26 protein-coding genes are annotated in these 25,124 nt (G+C 62.8%); 22 read left to right on the forward strand and 4 right to left on the reverse strand.

Annotation, left to right across the window (positions count from 1 at the left end):
* Nucleotides 1–321 precede the first annotated feature (321 nt).
* The 8 genes from Amn_RS02255 to Amn_RS02290 all read left to right on the forward strand — a co-directional run bounded on the left by Amn_RS02255 (nt 322) and on the right by Amn_RS02290 (nt 8,247).
* A complete protein-coding gene (locus Amn_RS02255; RefSeq protein ID WP_154384541.1) occupies nt 322–1,560 on the forward strand; it encodes an ABC transporter substrate-binding protein in 1,239 nt (412 codons plus the stop codon).
* A gap of 126 nt (nt 1,561–1,686) precedes the next feature.
* Nucleotides 1,687–2,589 (forward strand): carbohydrate ABC transporter permease, encoded by a 903-nt coding sequence (locus Amn_RS02260; protein WP_154384542.1) that lies wholly within the window; start codon nt 1,687–1,689, stop codon nt 2,587–2,589.
* A 43-nt stretch (nt 2,590–2,632) separates the two neighbouring features.
* Nucleotides 2,633–3,535, forward strand: coding sequence for a carbohydrate ABC transporter permease (locus Amn_RS02265; protein WP_154384722.1), 903 nt, complete (start codon nt 2,633–2,635; stop codon nt 3,533–3,535).
* A 4-nt stretch (nt 3,536–3,539) separates the two neighbouring features.
* Nucleotides 3,540–4,619, forward strand: coding sequence for an ABC transporter ATP-binding protein (locus Amn_RS02270; protein WP_154384543.1), 1,080 nt, complete (start codon nt 3,540–3,542; stop codon nt 4,617–4,619).
* Between the two features lie 29 nt (nt 4,620–4,648).
* Nucleotides 4,649–5,392 (forward strand): sugar phosphate isomerase/epimerase family protein, encoded by a 744-nt coding sequence (locus tag Amn_RS02275; RefSeq protein WP_154384544.1) that lies wholly within the window; start codon nt 4,649–4,651, stop codon nt 5,390–5,392.
* Between the two features lie 12 nt (nt 5,393–5,404).
* Nucleotides 5,405–6,547, forward strand: coding sequence for a Gfo/Idh/MocA family protein (locus tag Amn_RS02280; protein ID WP_154384545.1), 1,143 nt, complete (start codon nt 5,405–5,407; stop codon nt 6,545–6,547).
* A 57-nt stretch (nt 6,548–6,604) separates the two neighbouring features.
* Entirely contained in the window at nt 6,605–7,657 is a 1,053-nt protein-coding gene (gene mgrA, locus Amn_RS02285; RefSeq protein WP_154384546.1) for an L-glyceraldehyde 3-phosphate reductase, read from the forward strand.
* Between the two features lie 176 nt (nt 7,658–7,833).
* Entirely contained in the window at nt 7,834–8,247 is a 414-nt protein-coding gene (locus tag Amn_RS02290) for a Fur family transcriptional regulator (RefSeq protein ID WP_115733516.1), read from the forward strand.
* A 6-nt stretch (nt 8,248–8,253) separates the two neighbouring features.
* Here Amn_RS02290 and Amn_RS02295 read toward each other — a convergent pair whose 3' ends face one another.
* From Amn_RS02295 to Amn_RS02310, 4 genes are all read right to left on the reverse strand, one after another.
* On the reverse strand, nt 8,254–8,883 hold the full coding sequence (locus Amn_RS02295) for a LysE family translocator (RefSeq protein WP_154384723.1): 630 nt from the start codon (nt 8,881–8,883) through the stop codon (nt 8,254–8,256).
* A 1-nt stretch (nt 8,884) separates the two neighbouring features.
* Nucleotides 8,885–11,866, reverse strand: a complete 2,982-nt coding sequence (polA, locus tag Amn_RS02300) for a DNA polymerase I (protein ID WP_286294446.1) — start codon at nt 11,864–11,866, stop codon at nt 8,885–8,887.
* Nucleotides 11,867–12,086: 220 nt separating this feature from the next.
* The gene (locus Amn_RS02305; RefSeq protein WP_286294447.1) at nt 12,087–12,521 is read right to left on the reverse strand and encodes a GNAT family N-acetyltransferase; all 435 of its coding nucleotides are present in this window, start codon (nt 12,519–12,521) and stop codon (nt 12,087–12,089) included.
* A 120-nt stretch (nt 12,522–12,641) separates the two neighbouring features.
* Entirely contained in the window at nt 12,642–13,028 is a 387-nt protein-coding gene (locus Amn_RS02310; protein WP_154384549.1) for a winged helix-turn-helix transcriptional regulator, read from the reverse strand.
* Between the two features lie 171 nt (nt 13,029–13,199).
* On the opposite strand from Amn_RS02310, the gene gstA reads away from it, so the two are divergent.
* From gstA to Amn_RS02380, 14 genes are all read left to right on the forward strand, one after another.
* Nucleotides 13,200–13,805, forward strand: a complete 606-nt coding sequence (gene gstA, locus Amn_RS02315) for a glutathione transferase GstA (RefSeq protein ID WP_286294449.1) — start codon at nt 13,200–13,202, stop codon at nt 13,803–13,805.
* Nucleotides 13,802–14,191, forward strand: coding sequence for a nuclear transport factor 2 family protein (locus tag Amn_RS02320; RefSeq protein WP_286294450.1), 390 nt, complete (start codon nt 13,802–13,804; stop codon nt 14,189–14,191). Before gstA ends, Amn_RS02320 begins: the two co-directional genes overlap by 4 nt.
* 27 nt (nt 14,192–14,218) lie before the next feature.
* Entirely contained in the window at nt 14,219–14,428 is a 210-nt protein-coding gene (locus Amn_RS02325) for a tautomerase family protein (RefSeq protein ID WP_154384551.1), read from the forward strand.
* 345 nt (nt 14,429–14,773) lie between these two features.
* Nucleotides 14,774–16,162 (forward strand): M20/M25/M40 family metallo-hydrolase, encoded by a 1,389-nt coding sequence (locus Amn_RS02330; protein ID WP_286294451.1) that lies wholly within the window; start codon nt 14,774–14,776, stop codon nt 16,160–16,162.
* 76 nt (nt 16,163–16,238) lie between these two features.
* Nucleotides 16,239–16,856, forward strand: a complete 618-nt coding sequence (locus tag Amn_RS02335) for a ribonuclease D (protein ID WP_154384553.1) — start codon at nt 16,239–16,241, stop codon at nt 16,854–16,856.
* Nucleotides 16,857–16,998: 142 nt separating this feature from the next.
* Nucleotides 16,999–17,298 carry a hypothetical protein gene (locus Amn_RS02340; RefSeq protein WP_154384554.1) on the forward strand — a complete coding sequence of 100 codons (300 nt, stop codon included), beginning with the start codon at nt 16,999–17,001 and terminating at the stop codon, nt 17,296–17,298.
* An 84-nt stretch (nt 17,299–17,382) separates the two neighbouring features.
* Entirely contained in the window at nt 17,383–17,634 is a 252-nt protein-coding gene (locus Amn_RS02345; protein WP_067954926.1) for a hypothetical protein, read from the forward strand.
* Between the two features lie 36 nt (nt 17,635–17,670).
* The gene (locus Amn_RS02350) at nt 17,671–17,871 is read left to right on the forward strand and encodes a hypothetical protein (RefSeq protein ID WP_154384555.1); all 201 of its coding nucleotides are present in this window, start codon (nt 17,671–17,673) and stop codon (nt 17,869–17,871) included.
* A gap of 204 nt (nt 17,872–18,075) precedes the next feature.
* Nucleotides 18,076–18,297, forward strand: a complete 222-nt coding sequence (locus Amn_RS02355; RefSeq protein ID WP_067954921.1) for a hypothetical protein — start codon at nt 18,076–18,078, stop codon at nt 18,295–18,297.
* Nucleotides 18,298–18,483: 186 nt separating this feature from the next.
* Nucleotides 18,484–20,727, forward strand: a complete 2,244-nt coding sequence (locus tag Amn_RS02360; protein ID WP_286294454.1) for a transglycosylase domain-containing protein — start codon at nt 18,484–18,486, stop codon at nt 20,725–20,727.
* A 176-nt stretch (nt 20,728–20,903) separates the two neighbouring features.
* Entirely contained in the window at nt 20,904–21,884 is a 981-nt protein-coding gene (locus tag Amn_RS02365; RefSeq protein ID WP_286294456.1) for a hypothetical protein, read from the forward strand.
* Nucleotides 21,885–22,068: 184 nt separating this feature from the next.
* A complete protein-coding gene (locus tag Amn_RS02370; protein WP_286294457.1) occupies nt 22,069–22,713 on the forward strand; it encodes a DUF2865 domain-containing protein in 645 nt (214 codons plus the stop codon).
* A 49-nt stretch (nt 22,714–22,762) separates the two neighbouring features.
* Complete coding sequence (locus tag Amn_RS02375; protein ID WP_067954914.1) at nt 22,763–23,617, forward strand: hypothetical protein; 855 nt, start codon at nt 22,763–22,765, stop codon at nt 23,615–23,617.
* 112 nt (nt 23,618–23,729) lie between these two features.
* Nucleotides 23,730–25,100 carry an IS1182 family transposase gene (locus tag Amn_RS02380; protein WP_286294458.1) on the forward strand — a complete coding sequence of 457 codons (1,371 nt, stop codon included), beginning with the start codon at nt 23,730–23,732 and terminating at the stop codon, nt 25,098–25,100.
* Nucleotides 25,101–25,124 lie beyond the last annotated feature (24 nt).

Below are 25,124 nucleotides of genomic sequence, written 5' to 3' on the forward strand. Positions count from 1 at the left end.
TTTGCATGATGGACCTGACAAGCGCTTTCCTGCAAGAACTGTAACGTTTCACATTGTGCCAATTCACGGTGTTTTTGGAGAGCCCCCACGGTCGACGGCTCAGGCGTGACCGTGCGCTGCAAAATGGCTGTCGACTGTTGATTCATCTGCATGATTTGCTTGGAAATGCTGCATTGCGGCGCGATTTACCAGCGCAACAGGGCTGCTGCTTCTCCTGGCTTTAGTTCGGCTCGCGAAGAAAATATCGCACACCCATTGCAGCGGCCAAAAACTTCGCCTAACGTCCGTACCTGTAACGTTTCAGATTCAGGGAGGAGTACGATGCGTTATAGGCTGACGACAGCTGCATTTGCAGCAAGCGTCGTGTTTGGGGCTGCAGGTTCAGCCTCCGCGACCGATCTCGAAGTGACGCACTGGTGGACCTCCGGCGGCGAGGCGGCGGCAGTTGCCGAACTCGCCAAGGCCTTCGATGCCACCGGCAACAAATGGGTCGACGGCGCCATCGCCGGTTCCGGTGACATCGCTCGCCCGATCATGATCGGGCGCATCACCGGCGGCGATCCGATGGGCGCAACCCAGTTCAATCATGGCCGCCAGGCGGAAGAGCTCGTCCAGGCTGGATTGATGCGCGATTTCACCGAACTGGCACAGAAGGAGGGCTGGACAAAGTTCATCCACCCCAAGAGCCTGCTCGACGGCTGCACGCTGGACGGCAAGATCTACTGCGTGCCGGTCAACATCCATTCGCAGCAGTGGCTGTGGCTGTCCAACAAGGCCTTTGCCGACGCCGGCGTGGCGGTACCGAAGAACTGGGACGAGTTCGTCGCAGCGGCGCCGGCGCTGGAAAAGGCGGGCATCGTACCGCTCGCCATCGGCCAGCAGCCCTGGCAGACGACGCTCGCCTTCCAGGTCATCCTCGTCGCACTTGCCGGTCCGGAAACGTTCCAGAAAGTGTTTGGCGACAAGGACGCGACTTTGGCTGCCGGCGCCGAAATGGCCAAGGTCTTCGCCGCTGCCGACCAGGCGCGCCAGATGTCGGCCAGGTCCAACGTCCAGGAGTGGAACCAGGCGACAAGCATGGTCATCAACGGCAAGGCCGGCGGACAGATCATGGGCGACTGGGCTCAGGGCGAGTTCCAGGTCGCCGGCCAGGTTGCCGGCAAGGATTACACCTGCCTGCCCGGCCTCGGCGTCAACGAGATCATCTCGACCGGCGGCGATGCCTTCTACTTCCCCAAGCAGACCGATCCTGAAAAGGCCAAGGCACAGGAGGCGCTTGCCTCGGTGATGCTGTCGCCGGCGACCCAGGTTGCCTTCAACCTCAAAAAGGGCTCGCTGCCGGTGCGCGGCGACGTCGACCTGAACGCCGCCAATGACTGCATGAAGAAGGGGCTCGAGATCCTCGCCAAGGGCAACATCATCCCGGCGCCCGACCAGTTGATGTCGGCCGATGGCGTGACCCAGATCAATGATCTGTTCGTGGAGTTCTTCGCCAACAAGGAGCTTTCGCCACAAGACGCGCAGAAACGCTTTGCCGAAATCATCGCCGCTGCGGACTAGGGCAGGGCATCCGGGCTTCCCGACCCGGTTCCTGCCTGAGATGCTGCAGTCCTGTCAGCGGCGTTCTGCCGGCCCCGACATGTCGGGACCGGCAGATTGGCTGACGATCCGGATGGGTGCCGACCGATGACCCCGACGTATCAGGGCCGACCATTCAGCTTGTTTCGCAACCTGAATGCCAAGATCGCCTCGATCCCGATGATCCTGACCGCGCTGGTCATTTTCGTCGGCGGCACGGCGTGGACGGTGTTTTATTCCTTTACCAACTCCAAACTGCTGCCCCGCGCCAGCTTCGTCGGCTTCGACCAGTACGAGCGACTGTGGGCGACGCCGCGCTGGCTGGTGGCGGTCGAGAACCTCGCCATCTACGGCGTCTGCACGCTGGTCTTTTCACTGGTCATCGGCTTTGTGCTGGCTGCCCTGATGGACCAGAAGATCCGTTTCGAGAACACCTTCCGCACCATCTTTCTCTACCCTTTCGCGCTGTCCTTCATCGTCACCGGCCTGGCGTGGCAGTGGATCCTCAATCCAAATTTCGGCATCCAGCAGGTGGTTCGCAATCTCGGCTGGGAAAGCTTCACCTTCGACCCGCTCTACAATGCCGACATCGTCATCTACGGCATTCTGATCGCCGGGCTGTGGCAGGGCACGGGGCTGATCATGTGTCTGATGCTGGCAGGCCTGCGCGGCATCGACGGCGACATCTGGAAGGCGGCGCGCGTCGACGGCATCCCGACCTGGAAGACCTATGTCTTCATCGTCATCCCGATGATGCGGCCGGTGCTTGTGACCACGTTGGTGATCATCGCCAGCGGCATCGTCAAGGTCTACGACCTCGTTGTCGCCCAGACCAGCGGCGGCCCCGGCATCGCATCCGAAGTGCCGGCCAAATACGTCTACAACTACATGTTCCTGGCGCAGAATCTGGGGCAGGGCTTCGCCGCCTCGACAATGATGCTGCTGTCGGTCGTCATCGTCATCGTGCCCTGGGCCTATCTCGAATTCGCCAGGAGGCGCCGCCATGGCTGAGCAGCTTCTGCGCGCCGCCCCCGAACTTGCGGTGGCAAGCGCCATGCCCGCCCGCGCAAGGGCGCTGTCGGGGCCGCATGGCCCCAGGCCGCGCCGCCGCTTCTCCCGCCGCAACGTCTTCATCTACGGCACGCTGGCGCTTGTCGCCGTCTACTACCTGCTGCCGCTCTATGTGATGGTGGTGACGTCGCTGAAGGGCATGCCCGAAATCCGGCTCGGCAACATCTTCTCGCCGCCGGTCGAGATCACCTTCGAGCCATGGATCAAGGCATGGTCGACGGCCTGCACCGGCCTCAATTGCGACGGGCTGTCGCGCGGCTTCTGGAACTCGGTGATGATCACCGTGCCGTCGGTGTTCCTGTCGATATCAATCGCCTCGATCAATGGCTACGCGCTGGCCAACTGGCGCTTCAAAGGCGCCGAGGTGTTTTTCACCGTGCTCGTCGTCGGCGCCTTCATTCCCTACCAAGTGATGCTCTATCCTGTAGTCATCGTGCTGCGCGAGATCGGCCTCTATGGCTCGCTGTGGGGCCTGGTGCTGGTGCACACCATCTTCGGCATGCCGATCCTGACGCTGTTGTTCCGCAACTATTTCGCCTCGCTGCCGGAGGAGCTGTTCAAGGCGGCTCGTGTCGACGGTGCCGGCTTCTGGACGATCTATCTCAGGATCATGCTGCCGATGTCGTTGCCGATCTTCGTCGTGGCGATCATCCTGCAGGTCACCGGCATCTGGAACGATTTCCTGTTCGGCGTCGTCTACACCAAGCCCGACACCTATCCGATGACGGTCCAGCTCAACAACATCGTCAACGCCGTACAGGGCGTGAAGGAGTACAACGTCAACATGGCAGCCACCCTTCTGACCGGACTGGTCCCGCTCGTCATCTACTTCATTTCAGGCAAGCTTTTCGTCCGCGGCATCGCCGCCGGCGCGGTGAAGGGGTGAGGCGATGACGAGTGTCCAGGTCAGGGACGTTTCGCTCAGCTTCGGCGCCTATGATGTGCTCAAGGAGCTAAACCTCGACGTGCCCGAGGGCGAGTTCCTGGTGTTGCTCGGTCCCTCCGGCTGCGGCAAGTCCACGCTGCTCAACTGCATAGCCGGCCTGCTCGACGTGTCCGAAGGGCAGATCTTCATCAAGGGCAAGAACGTCACCTGGGAGGAGCCCAAGGATCGCGGCATCGGCATGGTGTTCCAGTCCTATGCGCTCTATCCGCAGATGACGGTGGAGGGAAACCTGTCCTTCGGCCTGAAGACGGCAGGCATGGCGAAGGACGAGATCGCAAGGCGTATCGCCCGCGCAGCCGAGATCCTGCAGATCGAGCCGCTGCTCCAGCGCAAGCCGGCGGCGCTGTCGGGCGGGCAGCGCCAGCGCGTGGCGATCGGCCGGGCGCTGGTACGTGATGTCGACGTGTTCCTGTTCGATGAGCCACTGTCCAATCTCGACGCCAAACTGCGCTCGGAGCTGCGCGTCGAAATCAAGCGGCTGCACCAGAAACTCGCCAACACCATGATCTACGTCACCCACGACCAGATCGAGGCGATGACGCTGGCCGACCGCATCGCCGTCATGAAGGGCGGCGTGATCCAGCAGCTCGACGCGCCGCAGGTGATCTACAACAAACCGGTCAATCGCTTCGTCGCCGGCTTCCTCGGCTCGCCCGGCATGAACTTTCTCGACGGCGAGGTTGAGGGCGATGCGCCGACATTCGTCGCGACAGACACAAAGATACCGCTCGGCCGCTACGGTTTTGGCGACGCGGCTAAGCCCGGCAAGGCGGTGTTCGGCGTGCGGCCGGAGCACATTGCCACGGGCGATGCCGCTGCTGCCATGCCCTTTCAAGTGGACGCCAGGGTCGAGCTGGTCGAACCGATGGGTTCGGACACGCTGGTCTGGACGAAGCTTGGCGGCCAGAGTTTCGCCTTCCGCGTCGAGGCCGAACGCCATCTGGCGTCGGGCGATCAGCTGCGCATCGGCTTCGATCCAGCGCGCGCCTCGCTGTTCGACGGCCAGAGCGGCAGCCGCATGTGAAATCCCCTCCCAAACAAACGGACAGAACCATGGACTGGTCATTCCAACTCTACAGCGCCCGCAACTTTCAACCCTGGCAGAATGTGCTCAAGACGCTCGGCGCCCTCGGTTACGCCCAAGTCGAGGGCTTTGGCGCCGTCTACGAAGAGCCCGCGGCGTTCCGCGCCGAGCTCGACAAGAACGGTCTGGCCATGCCGAGCGGCCATTTCGGCATCGACCTTCTGGAGCAGGATTTCGCCAAGGCGGCAGGCATCGCCAGGACGCTCGGCATGAAGCTGATCGCCTGCCCGTGGCTCGAGCCGGCGGAACGGCCTACCGACGCGGATGGCTGGCGGGCATTCGGCAGGCGTCTTGCTGCCATTGGCGCAAAGGCCAAAGAAGCAGGTTTCGACTTTGCCTGGCATAACCATGACTTCGAGTTCGTGCCGGTTGGCGGCGTGGTGCCACAACGCGTGATCCTGGAGGCCGCCCCTGAGGTCGGCTGGGAAATGGACGTCGCCTGGGTGATCCGCGGCGGATCCGACCCGCTGCACTGGATCGAGGAGTTCGGCCCGCGCATCCTGGCTGTCCACGTCAAGGACATCGCGCCTCAAGGCTTGGCGACGGATGAGGACGGCTGGTCCGACGTCGGACACGGCACGGTCGACTGGGCGGGGCTGGTGACGGCTTTGCGCAAGAACACGCCGGCGAAGTATTTTGTCATGGAACACGACAACCCGGCCGATTTCGAGCGCTTCGCAAGCCGCTCGATCGCAGCCGCCAAGACCTTCTAGGGGGAACAGCATATGGCAAGGAAACTCGGCGTCGGGGTGATCGGCTGCGGTAACATCTCGAAGACCTACTTCAAGCATGCGCCTGAATTCAAAGGCATCGAGATGCGTGCCTGCGCCGACATCAACATGGATGCGGCCAAGGCACGGGCGAAGGAATTCAAGCTGCGCGCCGAGACGGTCGAAGGGCTTTTGGCATCTGACGACATCGACATCGTCGTCAATCTGACCATTCCGGCGGTGCACTACGAGGTGTCGAGGCAGGCAATCGAAGCTGGCAAGCACGTCTATTCGGAAAAGCCATTCGTGCTGGCCATCAAGGACGGGCTCGACCTCAAGAAGCGCGCCGACAAGAAGGGCGTGCGCATCGGCTCGGCGCCCGACACCTTCCTCGGCGGCTCACATCAACTGGCGCGGCACTTGATCGACACCGGCAAGCTCGGCAGGATCACCTCGGGCACCTGCCACGTGATGAGCCATGGCATGGAGCATTGGCACCCCAACCCCGACTTCTTCTTCCAGCCGGGCGGCGGGCCGATCCTCGATCTCGGACCGTATTACATCGCCAATCTGGTCCAGTTGATCGGGCCGGTTGCCCGCGTGGCTGCACTGTCGTCGATCCCGGCGAAGGAGCGAACCATCTTGTCGAAGCCACGCGCTGGCGAGAAGATTCCGGTGACGACACCGACGACGATCCTTGCGCTGATGGAGTTCGAGAACGGCGCTGTCTTTACCTTCAATGCCAGCTGGGATGTCTGGAACAGCGGCCACGCGCCGATGGAGCTTTATGGCGAGCAGGGCACCATCCACATGCCGGACCCCAATTTCTTCGGCGGTGATCTCAGCTACACCAGGGGCGAAAAGCCTGTGAAGACGCTGCCGAAATGGGACCACCCCTTCTCGGTTGCCAACGAGAAGCATCCGCACGGCATGATGGCCAATTACCGCACGGCGGGTCTCGCCGACATGGCGCTGGCAATCATGCAGGGCAGGCCCCATCGCTGTTCGCTGGAACTCGCCAACCACGTCATCGATATCATGACCGGTATACTGAAGTCGGGCGAGACGAAGAAGTTCGTCGAGATGCAGACGACCTGCGAGCGCCCGGAGCCGCTCGGCCCGGCTGCTGCAAGGGGGCTGCTGGCTCCGTCGAAATAGGCTAAGACAGGGGAACGGCCTATCGGCCGATTCCCCTTTCCATTCGAGGACAGCATCATGACCTGGCAGCCGGCTGCGAACCGTTACGAAAACATGGTCTACAATCGCTGCGGCAAATCGGGGCTCAAACTGCCGGCGATCTCGCTCGGCCTGTGGCACAATTTCGGCGAGGACACGCCGCACAACACCAAGCGCGCCATCTGCCAGAAGGCTTTCGACCTCGGCATCACCCACTTCGACCTTGCCAACAATTATGGCCCGCCGCCCGGCTCGGCCGAGACCGCCTTCGGCGACATCCTGCGCACCGACTTTGCCGGTCTCCGCGACGAGATGATCATTTCGACCAAGGCCGGTTACGACATGTGGCCCGGTCCCTACGGCGAGTGGGGCAGCCGCAAATATGTGTTGGCGAGTCTCGACCAGAGCCTGAAGCGCATGGGTCTCGACTATGTCGACATCTTCTATTCGCACCGCTTCGACCCGGACACCCCGCTCGAAGAGACGATGGGTGCGCTCGACCATGCCGTGCGCTCCGGCAAGGCGCTTTATGCCGGCATCTCCTCATACAATGCCCAGCGCACCCGTGAGGCGGCCGACATCCTGCGCCAGCTCGGTACGCCCTGCCTGATCCACCAGCCGAGCTATTCGCTGATCAACCGCTGGGTCGAGGATGACGGCCTGCTCGACGCGCTCGACGGGTTGGGCATCGGTTCGATCGTGTTCTCGCCGCTGGCACAGGGCATGCTGACCGGCAAATATCTCGGCGGCGTGCCGGAAGGCAGCCGCGCATCGCAGGGCAAGTCGCTGCGCCCGGCCTTCCTCAACGACAAGAACCTCGCCAACATCCGTGCGCTGAACGGTATTGCCGAACGCCGCGGCCAGACGCTGGCGCAGATGGCGCTGGCCTGGGTGCTGCGTGGCGGCCGCGTCACTTCGGCACTGATCGGCGCCAGCCGTCCTGAGCAGGTCGAGGATTGTGTCGGCGCGCTGAAGAACGCAATCTTCACCGATGCGGAACTGGCCGAGATCGACACCTATGCCCGCGAGGCCGACATCAACCTGTGGGCCCGCTCGTCCGAGCGCGAAGGGCCGGCGCGGCAGAAGAAATAAGCTGGTGCTCTGAAGGTTCGAAACATGCAGGCGGCGGGCGTTCCCGCCGTTTGCTTTTGGGGCAGATTGTCTTTGCCGGCCGGACGCGCTAGCAAAACCCGTGTCCAGTCGCCATCTTAGGCGGTGGATTGTTCCGTCCGGGCATCGGCCCGGCCGAGGAAGGTGAAAGCGGAAAGATGGCGGCGCGGGTTACGCTGACGAAGAACCAGCAGAAGGTTCTGGAGAAACTCGAAGTGGCGACCGGACCGCTCAGCGCCTACACGCTGCTCGACCAGTTGCGCGACGAGGGTTTTCGCGCGCCGCTGCAGGTCTATCGCGCCCTTGAAGCGCTGATGAAGGACGGGTTCGTCCATCGCCTCGAAAGCCTGAATGCCTTCGTCGCCTGTTCCGAGCCGCACGACCACAGCCATCACAACCACCGCATGACGGCCTTTGCCATCTGCGACACCTGTGGCCAGGTGACCGAGATCTCGGACGAGACGATCGGCAAGCAGCTCGATCACTGGGTTGGATCGACCGGCTTCGTCGCCAAGAAGGCAGTAATCGAGTTCCGCGGCACTTGCGCCAAATGTGCTGCGATCGCCGCCTGAACCAGCTTAGCGTGCCGTCGCAAACGCGAACCAGACGGCCACGGCCGCCAGCAGCGCCGACAGGAACTTTCGCGCGACCTTCTCAATCCGTGGGTTGTTGAGCAAGGGCTCGAGCGTCCCTGCCAGTGCCACGATCAATGCATGGATGATGGTCGCGACCGCGACATAGATGGCGGTCAGCGTGAGCGTCTGCGACAGCACCGGCTTGTCGGCGATGATGAAGGTCGGCAGCACAGCGACATAGAACACCGCCGCCTTCGGGTTCAGAAGGTTGGTTACCAGCCCGCGGGTGAAATAGCGCCGGTCGGCATCGTTGCCTTCGGATACCACGTCGCCCGGACCGCGCCAGCCTTCATAGGCGAGAAAGAGCAGGAACAATACGCCGGCCCAGCGCAGGCCCTCGTAGAGCAGGTGCGATGACTGGATCAATTCGGTGACGCCAAGTGCCGCGACCACGCCGATGGTGGCGAGACCGAGCGCGATGCCGGCCACCGTGGCGAAGCCGGCGCGGCGGCCTTCGCCAGCCGACACCAGTGCCAGATAGGTCATGTTTGGCCCCGGTGTCAGCTCGATGATGACAGAGGTCAGGGAAAAGGAAAGCAGCGTCGGCAGGTCAGATGCCGCCGCGAACTCCATCTCAGTGCGCTTCGTCCCAGCTGTCGGCGGCGTTGGCGTCGACATGCAGCGGCACCGACATCGACGCGGCCGGCATGGCCGCGTTCTCCATCACGTGCCGAACTACAGGGATCGTCGCTGCGACCTCATTCTCGACAGTTTCGAAGATCAGTTCATCGTGTACCTGGAGCAGCATGCGCGCCGACAGCTTGGCCGCGATCAGTGCGTCGTCCATGCGGATCATCGCCCGGCGGATGATGTCGGCTGCGGTGCCTTGCAGGCGGGCGTTGATCGAGGCGCGTTCATTGAAGGCGCGTACCGACGGGTTCGAAGAGCGGATTTCGGGATAGTGGATGCGGCGGCCGAAGATGGTCTCGACATAGCCGTTGTCACGGCAGAACGCCTTGGTCTCGTCCATATAGGCGCGGATGCCGGGGAAGCGCTCGAAATACTTCTTGATGTAGTCGGACGCTTCCTCGCGCGGGATCGACAGCTGATTGGCGAGGCCGAAGGCCGAGATGCCGTAGATGATGCCGAAGTTGATTGCCTTGGCGCGGCGGCGCACTTCCGACGGCATGCCCTCGACCGGCACCGAGAACATTTCGGATGCCGTCATGGCATGGATGTCGACGCCGTCGGCGAAAGCCTGCTTGAGCTGGGCAATGTCGGCGACATGGGCTAGCACGCGCAGCTCGATCTGGCTGTAGTCGGCCGAGATCAGCTTGTTGCCCTTGTCGGCGATGAAGGCGGTGCGGATCTTGCGGCCTTCGGCGGTGCGGATCGGAATGTTCTGCAGGTTAGGATCCGACGACGACAGCCGGCCGGTGGTGGTGGCGGCCAGCGCGTAGGAGGTGTGGACGCGTTTGGTCTCGGGGTTGATGAAACCGGGCAGGGCGTCGGTATAGGTCGATTTCAGCTTGGTCAGCTGGCGCCAATCAACGATCTTGCGCGGCAGCTCGTGGCCTTCGGCGGCGAGATCCTCGAGCACCTGCGCCGAGGTCGACCACTGGCCGGTCTTGGTCTTGGTGCCGCCGGGCAGGCCCATGCGGCCGAACAGGATGTCGCCGAGCTGCTTGGGCGATCCGATGTTGAAGCGCTCGCCGGCAAGCGTGTTGATCTCGTCTTCAAGCCGCGCGGCACCCTGGGCGAGCTCGCCCGACAGCCGCGACAGGATCTGCCTGTCGACCGAGATGCCGCGCTGCTCCATCTCGGCCAACACCGGCACCAGCGGGCGCTCCAGCCGCTCGTAGACCGAGGTCAGCCCCTTGGCGGCGAGGCGTGGCTTCAGCACGCGCCACAAGCGCAGTGTCACGTCGGCATCCTCGGCGGCATAGGCGGTCGCCTTGTCGATGTCGACCTGGTCGAAGCCGACGAAGTTCTTTCCCGAGCCGGCGATGTCCTTGAAGGCGATCGGCGTGTGGCCGAGCCATTTTTCCGACAGCGGGTCCATGCCGTGGCCGCCATTGGTGCCGCCGTCGAGCACGTAGGACAACAGCATCGTGTCGTCGAACGGACTGATGTCGACGCCGTGGCGGTTCATCACCACCAGGTCGTATTTCAGGTTCTGCGCGATCTTCAGCACCGAACGGTCTTCGAGTAGCGGCTTGAGAGTGGCTAGGGCGTCGCGCACCGGAATCTGGTTCTCGACCAGGCCACCGCCGAGCAGGTCGCCGCGTCCGCTCTTATGGGCGAGCGGCACATAGGCGGCGCGTCCCGGTGCGGTGGCGAAAGAAATGCCGACGAGCTCGGCCTGCATCGGATCGAGCGAGCTGGTCTCGGTGTCGAATGCCATGACGCCGGCCTCGGTCGCTTCGGCCACCCAGGCCTTCAGTGTCGCGAGGTCACGGATCGTGACATAGGCGGCGTGGTCGAATTTTTCCGAGACTGCGGCTGCAGCGATCTTGTTGGCGAGGTCGGTAGGCGTGTCGAGCGCGGTGCCGCCGTCGGCAGGGGCGGACGGGGGCACTGCGGCAGAGATGCTGCCGCCGTTCGCACGCGCGGCGGGACCTGCGGCGGGTGCCGCTGCAGGTGTTGCGCCCGCTCCGACGTCCGGTCCATGCGCGTCGGCGCCCCATTGCACTGATACCGGCACGGCCTCGATCTCGCCCGCCTCGGTGCCCGTGGCCTCGGCGACGCGGCGCGTCAGCGACGTGAATTCCATCGTCTTGAGGAAGCCGATCAGCTTCGGCCCGTTGGGCGGCTGCAGCACGAAATCTTCGAGCCCGTCGGTCACCGGCACATCGATCTTGAGCCGCACCAGCTCGCGCGAAATGCGCGCCTTTTCGGTGTTGTCGATGATCGACTGGCGGCGCTTGTCTTGCTTGATCTCGGAGGCGCGGGCGAGAAGCGTGTCGAGGTCGCCGAACTGTTCGAGCAATTGTGCTGCCGTCTTTGGGCCGATGCCGGGAACGCCCGGCACGTTGTCGACCGAGTCGCCGGTCAGCGCCTGCAGGTCGATCATCTTCTCCGGTGGCACGCCCCACTTCTCGATGACCTCGGGAATGTTGATCTGCCGATCCTTCATTGGGTCGTACATCGACACGCTGGGACCGACGAGCTGCATCAGGTCCTTGTCGGACGAGACGATGGTGGTGTCGCCGCCTGCCTCGCAGGCGAGCCTGGCGTAGGTTGCGATCAGGTCGTCGGCCTCGAATCCCTCCATCTCGATGCAGGGCAGGTCGAAAGCTTTTGTCGCCTGGCGGATCAGGCCGAATTGCGGGATCAGGTCTTCTGGCGGCGCCGAGCGGTTGGCCTTGTATTCAGGATAGAGCTCGTTGCGGAAGGTCTTGGACGAATAGTCGAAGATGACGGCGAAATGGGTCGGCACCACGCCGGCTTCGGTGTTGCGCGCGTCGAGCATCAGCTTCCACAACATGTTGCAGAAACCGGACACCGCGCCGACCGGCAGGCCGTCTGACTTACGGGTCAGCGGCGGCAGCGCGTGATAGGCGCGGAAGATGTAGCCGGAGCCGTCGACTAGGAAGAGATGATCGCCTTTTTTCATGGCGATACGGGTAGCTTGGCACAGCGCGGCTGTCCATGGTCAAGCGGGCTTTGCCGCCGTCTACTGACAAGTCGTTGACACCATCTGTTGCGGGTCGTCACGTCGACACCGACAAGGTGGCGGCTGACGCGCTGCGACCGGCAACATTCAAGCGCCGGAGGGCGATCTTGGCGCCTCTTATTGCGGCGCAAAACGCTTTGAGACGGTCTCGGCGCTCTCGCTATAGTCGGTAAAGCCAATGCCTCCGTAATAAGCCTGGCCGCCGGTGTTTTCCTTGCGGATGGTTGCGTCGATGAAGCTGACACCCGCATTTTTCGCAGCTTCCACCGTGTTGGCGAACAACGCGCCTTCCGGCGCCCCGCTTGTGCGCGTGCGGATCGACGAAGGTTGCAATGACGCCCCAGTCGGGGGGCAGCCGATCGCCCGGCCAGTCTGGGTCGGACCAGTCGAGCGACTGGAACCCCAGCACCTGCTCGCCCTCCAGCGCCACGAAGCAGCTGATTCCGAGTTTCGGCGAGATGAAGTAGTCGATGATGCGCTGGTCATCGAACTTCTCGCGATGCGCCGTGGTTCCGCCGATGTCGATGATTTCGTTCAGGATTCGGGCCATGGCGCTGGCGTCTTGAGGCAGGGCGGCTCGGACATGCACGGGCATGGACTGTTCATTCCGGAGTTGGATTGGCTGATTTGCCCAAGACTAGGCGGCCAGCATCCTTGTGCAAAGGGGCGCGGCCTCGGCAACTGACATTGGCCGCCAGCCCAGACCGTGTCCATGTCAGGAGGCTGGCATCGCCATGTCGTCGGACTGGCCATGGGCGGCCTGGCGCTGCTTGATCTTGTGCCCGATCGCGACGATGGCCGCGATCGCCGGCTGGAACTCGGTGCCGAGGTCGGTCAGCCCGTATTCCACCGACGGCGGCGACGTCGGCATCACGCGGCGCCACAAAACGCCTTTCGCCTCGAGATCACGCAGCCGTCCGGTCAGCACCTTTGCCGAAATAGCTGGGATGTCGTGGCGCAGCTCGCCGAAGCGGCGCGGGCCGGCGCTGAGGTACCAGATGATGTTGGGTGTCCAGGCGCCGCCGAGCAGCGACATGCATTCGCTGAGCGGACAGGCCTCGGGCGGCTCGGGAGCGCGGTTTCTGCGAAGTTTCAGCGCCATGGCTCGAGCACCTCAGGAATCGTCGGGTTACTGCGGCGAAACTGCCGTTACCGCCTGGATACCCGAAAATAGAGATCACCTCAAGTTACCTGGTTTCCAGAGGTAACTTTTATCTGTTAGCCCTTCGGCTGCAAACATGACCTTAACGTTTCAGGCGCAAGGAAACCTCACTTGAAGCTCTATTACACACCCGGATTCTGCTCGCTTTCACCGCACATCGTGCTGCACGAACTGGGCGGGCAGTTCGACGTCGAGCGTGTCGACGTCGAGACCAAGACGACCGAAACTGGGGCGGATTTCCGCGCCATCAACCCCAAGGGCTATGTGCCGGCGCTTCGGCTCGGCGATGGCGAGGTGCTGACCGAGTGCGCAGCGATTGTCCAGTATCTCGCCGACAGCAACGGCGCGCGGCGCCTGGCGCCGGAGCCGGGCACGCTTGCCCGTGCGAGGCTGCAGGAGCAGCTGAACTTCATCGCATCCGAACTGCACAAGGCATTCGGGCCGCTGTTTCACGGAGCCACCGGCGAAGCCAAGGACGCGGCGGAAGCGAATGTCGGCAATCGCCTCGACCATATGGAAAGGCAGTTCGCCGATGGCCGTGCCTACCTGCTCGGCGACCATTTCTCGGTTGCCGATGCCTATCTGTTTGTCGTCGCCAGATGGACCGGCCCAACAGGGATCGGCCTTGCACGCTGGCCACGCCTGTCGGCCTTCGTCGAGCGCGTGCATCAGCGCCCGTCCGTCGTTGCCGCGATGGCCGCCGAGGGCCTGGCATGACCGCCGCCGACCACGCCGCGGCCTATGCCGAAGTCGCCGATGCGCTCACGGATTATTTCGACGGGCTCTATTTCAGCGACACCAAGCGGCTGACGAGGATTTTCCACCCACAGGCGATCTACGCCTGCGCGACGGAAGGCGAGTTGCTGCGGCTGACCATGGACGAGTATTTCCCCATCGTCGACAAGCGGCCGTCGCCGGCGACCCGGTCGGAGGTGCGCACCGATCGCATCGTGTCGATCGAGTTCGCCGGTCCGGTGACGGCCTTCGCCAAGCTCAACTGCGCCATCGGGCGCAAGCATTTCACCGACTTCCTGACGCTGGTGAAGCTCGATGGCAGCTGGCAGATCATGTCAAAGGTTTTTCACTTCGACCTGCAGTCCTAGTGAGCCGCCGGGAACGGGAGCAGAAGAATGCCCTACGTCAATATCAAGATTACCCGTGAAGGCGTGACGCCGGAGCAGAAAGCCGCCTTGATCAAGGGCACAACCGATCTTCTCGTCGACGTTCTCGACAAGGATCCGACGACGACGTTCGTGGTAATAAATGAAGTCGATTTGGAGGATTGGGGCGTCGGCGGAATGCCTGTCGAACAGTACCGTCGCGCGCGCGGCAAGGGCTGAGCAGGGCTGCGGTCCGATCACGCGCATGTTACAAAAGTGTAATCTTCGTGCCCTTGAATCGCCACGTTCAAAGGAACAAATGTAGGGCATCGGCAGTTTTTGCCGAAGTCCGGTCTCAGGCCCGTCCCCCGCCTATCCGGACCCTGCGGCAGCCTCATCCCCCTCTCCGGGCTGCCGCACCGTTTAAGAATGTGCCGCCGTGGCTCCCCCCTCCACCACGGCGGCACTTTTTTGTCCGCTTGCCAGAGAGCTTTCGCAGCGTTGACCGCTGGCCCAATCCTGCCGCCTTTTCGTTTTCACATCGGCCCACTAGGTTGCGCGCCAGAAGAATCGAAAGGCACCCCAATGTCCGTTGTCGCACCCGTTCTCGATCGCCTCGACAAGAATCTCGACCAGAGCCTGGAGCGCCTGTTCGAGTTGCTCCGTCTCAAGTCGATCTCCACCGACCCGGCCTTTGCAGGCGACTGCCGCAAGGCCGCCGAATGGCTGGTCGCCGACCTCAAGACCATCGGCTTCGACGCCAGCGTGCGCGACACGCCAGGTCATCCGATGGTGGTCGCCCATCACGACGGCCCCGCCGGCTCGCCGCATGTACTGTTCTACGGCCACTACGACGTGCAGCCGGTCGACCCACTTAACCTCTGGGAAGACGATCCCTTCGATCCCAAGATCAAGGAGATCGCCGGCGGCATCAAGGTCATCACCGGCCGCGGCTCGTCCGACGACAAGGGACAGCTGATGCTGTTCGTCGAGGCCTGCCGCGCCTGGAAGGAAGTGCATGGCGGCCTGCCATGCAGGATTACGCTGCTGTTCGAGGGTGAGGAGGAGTCCGGTTCGCCGTCGCTGAAGCCATTCCTCGAGGCCAATGCCGAGGAGTTGAAGGCCGATTTCGCCATGGTCTGCGACACTGGCATGTGGGACCGCCAGACGCCCGCCATCTGCGTCGGCCTGCGCGGCCTCGTCGGTGAGGAGGTGATCGTCAAGGCCGCCGACCGCGACCTGCATTCGGGTGAATATGGCGGTGCCGCCGCCAATCCGGTGCGCATCCTGTCCAAGGTGCTGGCAGCCATCCATGACGAAAATGGCAGCGTCACCATTCCCGGCTTCTATGACGGCGTCGAGGAGACGCCCTCGCAGGTGTTGAAGTCGTGGGAAACGCTCGGCGAGACGGCGGAAAACTTCCTCGGCGAGATCGGTCTGTCGATCCCTTCGGGCGAGAAGGGCCGGTCGATCCTCGAACTGGTCTGGGCCCGCCCGACCGCCGAGTTCAACGGCATATCAGGCGGCTACACCGGCAAGGGCTTCAAGACGGTCATCGCCGCCGAAGCGTCGGCCAAGGTGTCGTTCCGCCTCGTGCACAAGCAGAACCCCGACAAGATCCGTGCCGCCTTCCGCGACTTCGTGAAGGCGCGCATGCCGGCCGATTGCAGCGTCGAGTTCCACGAGCATGGCGCCGGGCCGGCGATCCAGCTGTCCTACGACTCGCCGTTCCTGGCAAAGGCCAAGGATGCGCTGTCGGACGAGTGGCCCAAGCCGGCCGTAATGCTCGCCATGGGTGGCTCGATCCCGATCGTCGGCGACTTCCAGAGCTTCCTTGGCATGGAGTCGCTGCTCGTCGGTTTCGCTTTGCCTGACGACCGCATCCACTCGCCGAACGAGAAATACGATCTGGCCTCGTTCCACAAGGGCCAGCGCTCCTGGGCGCGTATTCTCGAGGCGCTGACGCGCAAGTGAGCCAGAAACCGAGGTTTCTATTGATTTTTCCTCCGATCGCGGCAACTGAGTTGCCAAGCCGCGATCGGAGACACGCATGACCATCCGCTTTCACAAGCACGACCTTCCCGACCTCCAGCACTACGACGTCGATGCCGTTGCCATCGACACCGAGACGCTGGGGCTGAACCCGCATCGCGACCGCCTTTGCGTCGTCCAGATTTCGCCGGGCGATGGCACCGCCGACGTCATCCAGATCGCGCCGGGCCAGAAGAAGGCGCCGAACCTCACCGCGCTTCTGAAGAACCGCAAGGTGACCAAGCTGTTCCATTTCGGCCGCTTCGACATCGCCGTGCTCTACAACGCCTTCGGCGTGATGACCGAGCCGGTGTTCTGCACCAAGATCGCCTCGCGCCTGGTCCGCACCTACACCGACCGCCACGGCCTGAAGGACATCTGCAACGAGCTTTTGGGCGTGTCGCTGTCCAAGCAGCAGCAGTCGTCGGACTGGGCGGCAGAGACGCTGTCGCCGGAGCAGCTCGAATACGCCGCCTCCGATGTGCTCTACCTGCACCGGCTGCGCGACGTGCTCGCCGCTAGGCTGGAGCGCGATGGCCGCAGCAGGGAAGCCGAGGCCTGCTTCCGCTTCCTGCCCACCCGCGCCAAACTCGACCTGATGGGCTGGGACGAAGAAGACATCTTCGCCCATAGCTGAGTTCTAAGCGCTTGATATCGTGAAAGATCCGTCCGACTGTAGCTGCAGGCGGTCGGACTGGGTGGCGACGTTTAGCCCCGCCTAGGGAACAACAGCCTGCCTGAGCCGTTTGGATGCGTACCAGATGAAAGGACGCATACGAATGGCTTCCACCCGTGAAGAAATCCAGGCCGACCTCGAAGAACAGGTTTCCCAGCTGACCAAGCAGGTCGCTTCGCTGACCAAGTCGATGTCCAAGCGCGGCTCCGCAGCCCTTGCCGACAGCCGTGAAAGCGCTTCAGAGCTTTACGAAGGTTTGTACGACCGCTTCACCGATGCCTTGCCGGCGATGCGCAAGCAGGCGCGCGTGGCGAAGAAAACCGCCCAGGACAATCCGATGACGACAGCACTTGTCGGCGTCGCGGTCTTCGGCCTTGTCGCTGCCCTGCTCAGCCGTCGCTGACTTTTGCCGCCGCGTGGCTTTACCGGGCCGCGCGGTCGTCTATCGTTGGCCAGCAATCCGCCAGCAGCAATCCGAGAGACCCAGATGAGCGCCAAACTGCCGATCGCTTCCGCACCTACCGATGGCTCCAAGGTCACGGTCTACTGGACCGACCGCGACGGCCAGGAAAATGAATCGGTTGCGCAGTACCGGTCGCTGGACCGCCTGAAGGCATCAGGCGGGCAATGGGACGACAGCGACACCGGCTGGTGGGCCTATGTCGACAGCGACACCCAGAAACGCATCAGCCCGCACTCCTGGGCCAAATCAGGCGGCAGCGACGAAGACGACGAATAGGCGTATGATCGGTTCTGCCAGCCAGGGAGCATAGCCATGGCCGAAAAAACCGATCGCAAGGAACATGAGTTCATGGTGGCGGCCGTGGAGGCTGCCAAGGACGACACGCTGGACGGCGTCGCCGTGACGCTCGTCGATGCCCGCGGCGGCCGTGTCCGCCTTCACATGGCCACAGACATCGCCGAGATGCTGCGCGAGCGGGTCTCAGCTGCCCTCAACAAGACGACCGGACCATAGAAGCGGCCGCCACTGCCGCCGACCTCCAAACTGCTTCCGATGCAGGTCCAACGCCACGTTGGGGGTCATCATCTCCGCGCCGACGCCCTGTCCTGCTACCGATTAGAGGCAGCGTAAAAAATCTCAAATCTCTTTTGAACCATTTCGCCCTTGGCTGCGACCCAGTCTCGTGAGGTGGGAAAATTCATTTCAAAGGAGAGAACCATGAGTGTATTCCGCAACATCATTCTGGCCGTCGTCGCCGCTTCGGCGGTGACCGCGTGCCAGTCGACAGAGATCCGCCGTTGCGAATGGAAGCCGAAGGATCCGCGCTACCTGCAGAGCAGCAATTGCTGCGACAAGAACGATCCCTCGAGCCCCTGTTACAAGGGCAGCGACCGCCCCGACAAGCCGAACGATCCGCGTCCTGACCCGATCCCGCAGTGACATGGACCGACCGCCAAACCGCCGCCCGCAAGGACGGCGGTTTTGCTGTTTCGGTCACCCCTATCCACAGCGCGGCCGTTGCGCCTTGCCCACAGGGCGGCAGCTCCGGTTGTTTAAGGCCTCCTTAAATCGCCGCATTTACTGTCCAACCGGAACGCCATTGGCATGGGGGCCGGACAAACAGGTATGGCGAACCGGAACGACAGACGCATCGAGCCCAGCTTCGATGGACCGCGCAATGATGCGGAGGACGACGTCTTTTCGGTGCGCGAGGAGGACCGCGTCGTGCCCAGCCGCCGCAAGCAGCCCGCCAAGCGCAAGTCGTCCAAGGGCCGCGCGCCTGAACGCGGCCGCAGCCGCTCGCGCAAGCCAAAGCGCGGCCTGTTCGGCATCTTCGGTCGCCTGGTCTACTGGTGCTTCGTTCTTGCCATCTGGGGCGGCATCGCCGCTGCCGGCATCGTCGTCTACTACGGCGCCAAGATGCCCAGCGCCACCACCTGGGCCATTCCCGACCGTTCGCCCAACATCAAGATCGTCGGCGTCGACGGCCAGCTCGTCGCCAATCGCGGCATGACCGGCGGCGAGGCTGTCGGCCTGCACCAGATGTCGCCCTACATCCCGCAAGCCGTGATCGCGATCGAGGACAAGCGCTTCTATTCGCATTTCGGCTTCGACCCGATTGGCCTGGCGCGTGCCGTGTCGACGCGGTTCCTCAATGGCCGCTTCACCCAGGGCGGCTCGACGCTGACCCAGCAGCTGGCCAAGAACCTGTTCCTGAAGCCCGACCGCACCTTGGAGCGCAAGGTCCAGGAAGTGCTCCTGGCAATGTGGTTGGAGCAGAAGCACACCAAGGACCAGATCCTTGAGATGTATCTCAACCGGGTGTTTTTCGGCTCCGGTTCTTATGGCGTGGAGGCCGCCTCGCGGCGCTATTTCGGCAAGTCCTCGCGCGACGTGACATTGGCCGAGGCGGCACTTCTGGCCGGCCTGCTCAAGGCGCCGTCGCGGCTGTCGCCGGCACGCGATCCCAAGGCCGCGGGCGACCGCGCCCAACTGGTCCTTGCCGCCATGCGCGACCAGGGCATGATCGGCGACAAGGAACTGGCCAACGCAATGAATGCGCCGGCGACCCGTGTCGCCTCGTTCTGGACCGGTTCGGAAAACTACGTCGCCGACCGCGTCATGCAGGAGTTGCCCGAGCTCATCGGCGAGGTGCAGTCGGACATCGTCGTCGACACGACAGTCGACATGACGCTGCAGGAGATTGCCGAGAAATCGATCCGGCGGCTCGTCGACGAGAACGGCCAGAAGCTGAATGTCAGCCAGGGCGCGCTGGTGTCGATCGCCAATACCGGCGCCGTGCGCGCCATGGTCGGCGGCTACGACTATGCCACCAGCCAGTTCGACCGCGCTTCCGAAGCGCGGCGCCAGCCGGGCTCGGCGTTCAAGCCCTTCGTCTACATGGCGGCACTTGAGCAGGGCCGCACCCCCGACAGTATGCGCAACGACGCGCCGATCAAGATCGGCAAGTGGACGCCGGAAAACTACAACGGCAAATATTATGGCCGGGTGACGCTGAAGACGGCCCTGGCGAAGTCGCTGAATTCGGTGGCGGCACAGCTCGCCATGGAAGTCGGGCCCAACGCTGTCGTCGAGGCAGCCCATCGCATGGGCATCGAATCCGAGTTGCAGCCCAACGTATCGATCTCGCTCGGCACATCCGAGGTAACCCCGCTCGAGCTGACCGCTGCCTACGTGCCTTTCGCCAATGGCGGCTACCGGCCCGAAGTCCACATCATCCGCCGTGTCACCACCACCGACGGCAAGGTGCTCTACGAGAACACGGCTGGAGGCGGGCCGCGGGTGATCAGTCCCGAGGTCGTCGGCATGATGAACGCGATGATGACCGGCGCGGTCGAGGAGGGTACGGCCAAGAAGGCTGCCTTTGCCTGGCCGGCAGCCGGCAAGACAGGCACAAGCCAGAACTCGCGCGATGCCTGGTTCGTTGGTTTCACCGCCAACCTGACCACCGGCGTGTGGTTCGGCAATGACGACGGCAAACCGATGAAGAAGGTCACCGGCGGCGCACTGCCGGCGCTGGCCTGGCACGAATTCATGGTTGCAGCCCACGAAGGCGTGCCGGTGGCGGCGCTTCCGGGCTCGTGGACACCGGGCAGCGGGGCACCTGACGTCGCCGTTGACGACCAGCCGGCCCAGCAAATGGATGAAAACACCTTCCCGCCAGCGCCGAAGCCGGCAAAGCAGCAGGTCGGCGCCGTCAACGTCCGGCAGGACCAACCCACCGCCTCGATCGGCCGACCCGTGCCGCCCGCAGATGTCGGCGGCGGCCGCCCGGTTCCTCCCGGCGAAGTCGGCGGTCCGACCCAGCGCCGCGAAACGTCGATCCTGGACGTGCTTCTGGGGAACTAGGCACTCCAAATCCCTGATGATCTGCGTATGTCTGTGACGTTCGCAACAGACGTGCGCGGACGTCTATCGGTCATGATGCTTTCCGGAAATATCCCCGACGGTTGTTGTTGACGATCGGTGAAGTATTCATTTGATGTTATGAGTTTTCAGAACATCGAATATTTCATGGGGATGTTATGACGATATTGCTCCGAATTCTCCGTATGGCATTTTGCGCCGTCATGGGGATCGTGATCTTTGCCGCATTGTTTGAGTTCGTAAACGCACTCCCTGTCGCAAATGGCTTCCCATTACACGCGCTGTGGTGGGGCGTTGTATTTCGTGCGCCAGCGTACGTCTTCTTTGGTGCTGCGCCATTGCTTTTCATGCTCACCATCATGGAACTGCGCGGTGTGCAAAAGCAGTGGCCCTACTTTCTCGTCTGGATAGCCGGAGGGCTGTTCCTGGGGCGAGCAAACTTGCTGGCTGCGGCGGTTTCGGCGCCGGCCGCAGGCTACTTTTACTGGCTGTCGGCCGGTAAGTCGGCGGGCGACTGGATTTCGGCTTGGCGTGAACAAAAGAGTCAGCCGGGGTTCAAGCCCGGAACCTATCTCGCTTACGCAGTCGTTGCCTATCTTGCTGCCCAAGCAGTGAGCTACGGCTACTATGGAGGAAAACTGCTGTGGGTAAGCTACGTAAGCGAACCCGGCTTGGGAACGCCGCCCGTGCCTTTGCGGAAGATGTCCGCAGCTCGGAAGGTGGCGTTGATGGATTTTCCCGACGTGGCATCCTGCCTGTCGAGGAACGCCGATAAGGCCTCCCCAAATTACCTTGAGCAGATGGATTGGGACCGCATCAACAACGTGAGTGAGGCCGAGGTCTGCATGTTCAGGCTTCTTGCTTCCTACAAAAACATTTCGCATGCAACGAAATGGTTCGAAGCCCAAGGCTTCACAGTGCCCAAGTCGTTCAGCAGCGCACGTCCAAACATCAGTTATGACGGCACCCAGCATGTTCATGGCTCCTACTCTATCCGCAAGAATGGTCCGAAATTTCCGACACGCGGGGTATTTCGACGGCTGTTTGGATCGATCCCCTATGGCATGAATTCGGCTTCGACTTGGAGCAAGGACGGGACTCAACTCCTCCGGGTCGATATCTCACTCAACATACTTTGACTGCCGAAACCACTCGCCGCAGCCTCACGGGGCGGCTCGCTCGCTGCGAGCTGTCGCCGTCGAGCGCGAAATCCAGGCCGCACCGCGCCGAGGCAACGGCGCTGCGATCAGGGCGCGTATGTCGGCATTGGGCTGCAGCCAGATGGTGCGCGCAGACCGGGCAAGTCGGACAGGCCCCTGTCATATGCCGGGCTGGCGATGCTCTACTGCGTGCGGCTCAAGGACGGGTACTATTCTTCCGGCGCCCAACGCCAAGTTCGTCAATGCCGGCCATTACGACAACACGCTCGATCGTTGCCGCTACATCTGCAACGACAAGGCAATGGACGTCTATGAGCTTGACGACATCGGGCGTGAAACCGAGGAGATGGTTTCGGTGAGGACGCGCCAGTCCTACAGGGACCTGCCACCTGCTTTCGCTTATCGCGAAATGGCCGATTTCCACGGCTGCGACCTGCCACGCTATTATCGCCGCGCCGACGAGATGCGGGCGCGGACGGTGATCCCGCTGCCGCAAGCCAAGTCCGAACTGTTTCTCGACGGTACCGTCACCGATTTTCGTACCCGATGCGCCGGCGACGACGCGCAAGGTCCGCATCGTCGGGGCGCCGTTCCTGCTGACCGGTTCGCTTCAGTCTTTTTCGCGCTGAGTCGTCATCTCTGCGCGCTTGGCGTCGCCAAGATGTCTGCCCCGGATGTCCGCAAGGGGGAAGCTTGGAGCGGGCAAGGGCGCGCCGGTGTGACCGCCTGTTGCTGCAATGTATCACTGTTGCCGGAAAACCAGCCAGGGTTGTGCTTGGTCGGGTTCTGTTATCTTTCCCTTGCGTAAATTAGCAATATGAGATGTTGCATCGCATTTTTTTGACGAGGGGCCATCCATGAAGAAACTGCTCGCTGCCGCCGGGCTTGTCGTGCTCACGACGCCGGCTTTCGCCGCCGATCCGACGCAACCGGTCGAGGAAACCGTTCGCCAAGTCTCCGGCTACGGCCAGATCTATGGCGGCGGGCTGTGGATCAGCGAATTCTCCGACGAGACCCTGTGGGCAGCCGGTGGCGCGGCGCGCATCAACGTGCCGTTTGCCGAGCGCTGGAACGCCCAGGGCGACTTCACCGTCGATGCCGTCGGCCAGGACGGCAACAGCCTGCACGGCGTTGGTGGTGCGGCGCACATCTTCTGGCGCGACCCGGCTTCCTACGCTTTCGGCGGCTTCGTCCAGGCCAGCACCTACGGATTCTCAGGCGGCTCGGATGAGGACCTCTGGAGCTGGAAGGTGGGCCCCGAGGCCCAGGCCTATTTCGGCAACGTGACGCTTTATGCGCAGGCCTATTACGGTGCCCTCGAATCCGACTTCCTGCCTTTTGACGTCGATCTCATGGGCATTCGCGGCGTCGTGCGCTATTTCGCCCAGGACAATCTGCGTTTCGACGGCGAGCTCGGCTTCCATCGCGCCAACCTGAGCCAGGGTGGCCTGGAGGCCGATTTCGACACCATCGCCGCAGCATTGCAGGCGACCTACCGCTTTGACGGCACGCCCTGGTCGGTGTTCGGCCGCTACCAGTACGAGAACATCTCGATCTCGCAAGGTTTCGGCGAGGCAAGCTTCGATTCGCACAAGGTGATGGTCGGCCTGCGCGCCAGCTTCGGCAGCAGCACGCTGATCGACGAAGATCGCAATGGCGCGACGATGGACACCTATCAGCCCAACTTCGTCATGCCGTTCCCCTTCCTCTGAGGAAGGCTGCGGGCTTTGCCCGCGCGCCAATGAAAAAGGCCGCGCTGATGCGCGGCCTTCAGACTGCTGACAAACCCCTGGCGAGAGTTGGGGGTTTGTGATTCAGTGGGTGATGTTGAAGCGAGCCGGCCCTGAACAAACCGCACTTGAGATCGTCACGCTCGATCAACTGGTTCCAGTTGATCACCTTCTGCGCAAGATCGATGGTGTTATCGATTTCTCGTTCATCCACGATCTGACAGCGCCGCTTTACTGCGCCGACAATGGTCGCCCGCCACTTGATCCGACTTTGATGTTCAAGGCGCTGTTCATCGGCTACCTGTTCGGGGTGCGCTCGGAGCGGCAATTGGTGCGAGAGATCGAGGTCAATGTCGCCTACCGGTGGTTCCTGCGGCTGAAGCTGACGGACAAGGTGTTCGACGCCTCGACATTGTCGCAGAACCGACGCCGGCGCTACCAGGACGAGACGATCGCGCAGGCGATCTTCGACCGCATTGTCGAGCAGGCGATCGGGGCAGGCTTGGTCGACGGCACGGTGCTCTACACCGACAGCACGCACCTGAAGGCCAATGCCAACAAGGGCAAGTACGACCTTGCCATGGTCGCCAAGTCGCGTGCCGACTACTGGGGCGAGCTCGACCGGGCGATCGATGCCGAACGGGCGTTGCACGGCCAGAAGGTTCTGAAGGAGCAGGAGCGGCAGCCCTTAAAGAAAGAGACGAAGGTCTCGCGCACCGATCCTGACTCTGGCTATATGGTGCGCGAGGGCAAGCCGAAGGGCTTCTTTTATCTCGATCACCGCACGGTGGATGGCGGCTTCGGCATCATCACCGACACGTTTGCCACGCCGGCCAACGTGCATGACTCGATCGTCTATCTCGACCGGCTCGACCGCCAGGTGGAGCGTTTCGGCTTCGACGTCACGGCGGCGGGGCTGGATGCCGGCTATGCCACGCCAGGCATCGCCAAGGGCCTGGAGGACAGGAACATCCACGGTGTCGTCGGCTATCGCAACCCGCCCCGGCCAAAGCCTGGCAAGATGAGGAAGGGCGCTTTCGTCCATGAGCCGGACCTTGACGGCTATCGTTGCCCGCAGGGCCAGTTGCTCACTTACGCCACCACCGATCGCGGCGGTTACCGCCACTACAGGAGCGACCCGACGATATGCCGCAACTGTCCGCTGCTGGCGTCTTGCACATCAAACGCCAAGGCCGAGCGCACCATCACGCGCCATGTCTGGCAGGATGTCCACGAGCGGGTCGATGCCAACCGCTTAACCGCATGGGGCAAGGCGATCTATCGACGCCGCAAGGAGACGGTCGAGCGATCCTTCGCCGATGCCAAGCAGCTCTTCGGCCATCGCTATGCCCGCTTCCGAGGGCGAACACGCGTAGCCTGCCAGTGCCTGATCGCAGCCGCCGCCCAGAACATGAAAAAGATCGCAATCAGCCTCTGGCCAAAGCCAAAACCAAGCCTCGCATGAGGCCAAAGCCGGCTCGCAACGGCC

This window comes from Aminobacter sp. Y103A (assembly GCF_030294925.1).
Classification (GTDB): domain Bacteria; phylum Pseudomonadota; class Alphaproteobacteria; order Rhizobiales; family Rhizobiaceae; genus Aminobacter; species Aminobacter ciceronei.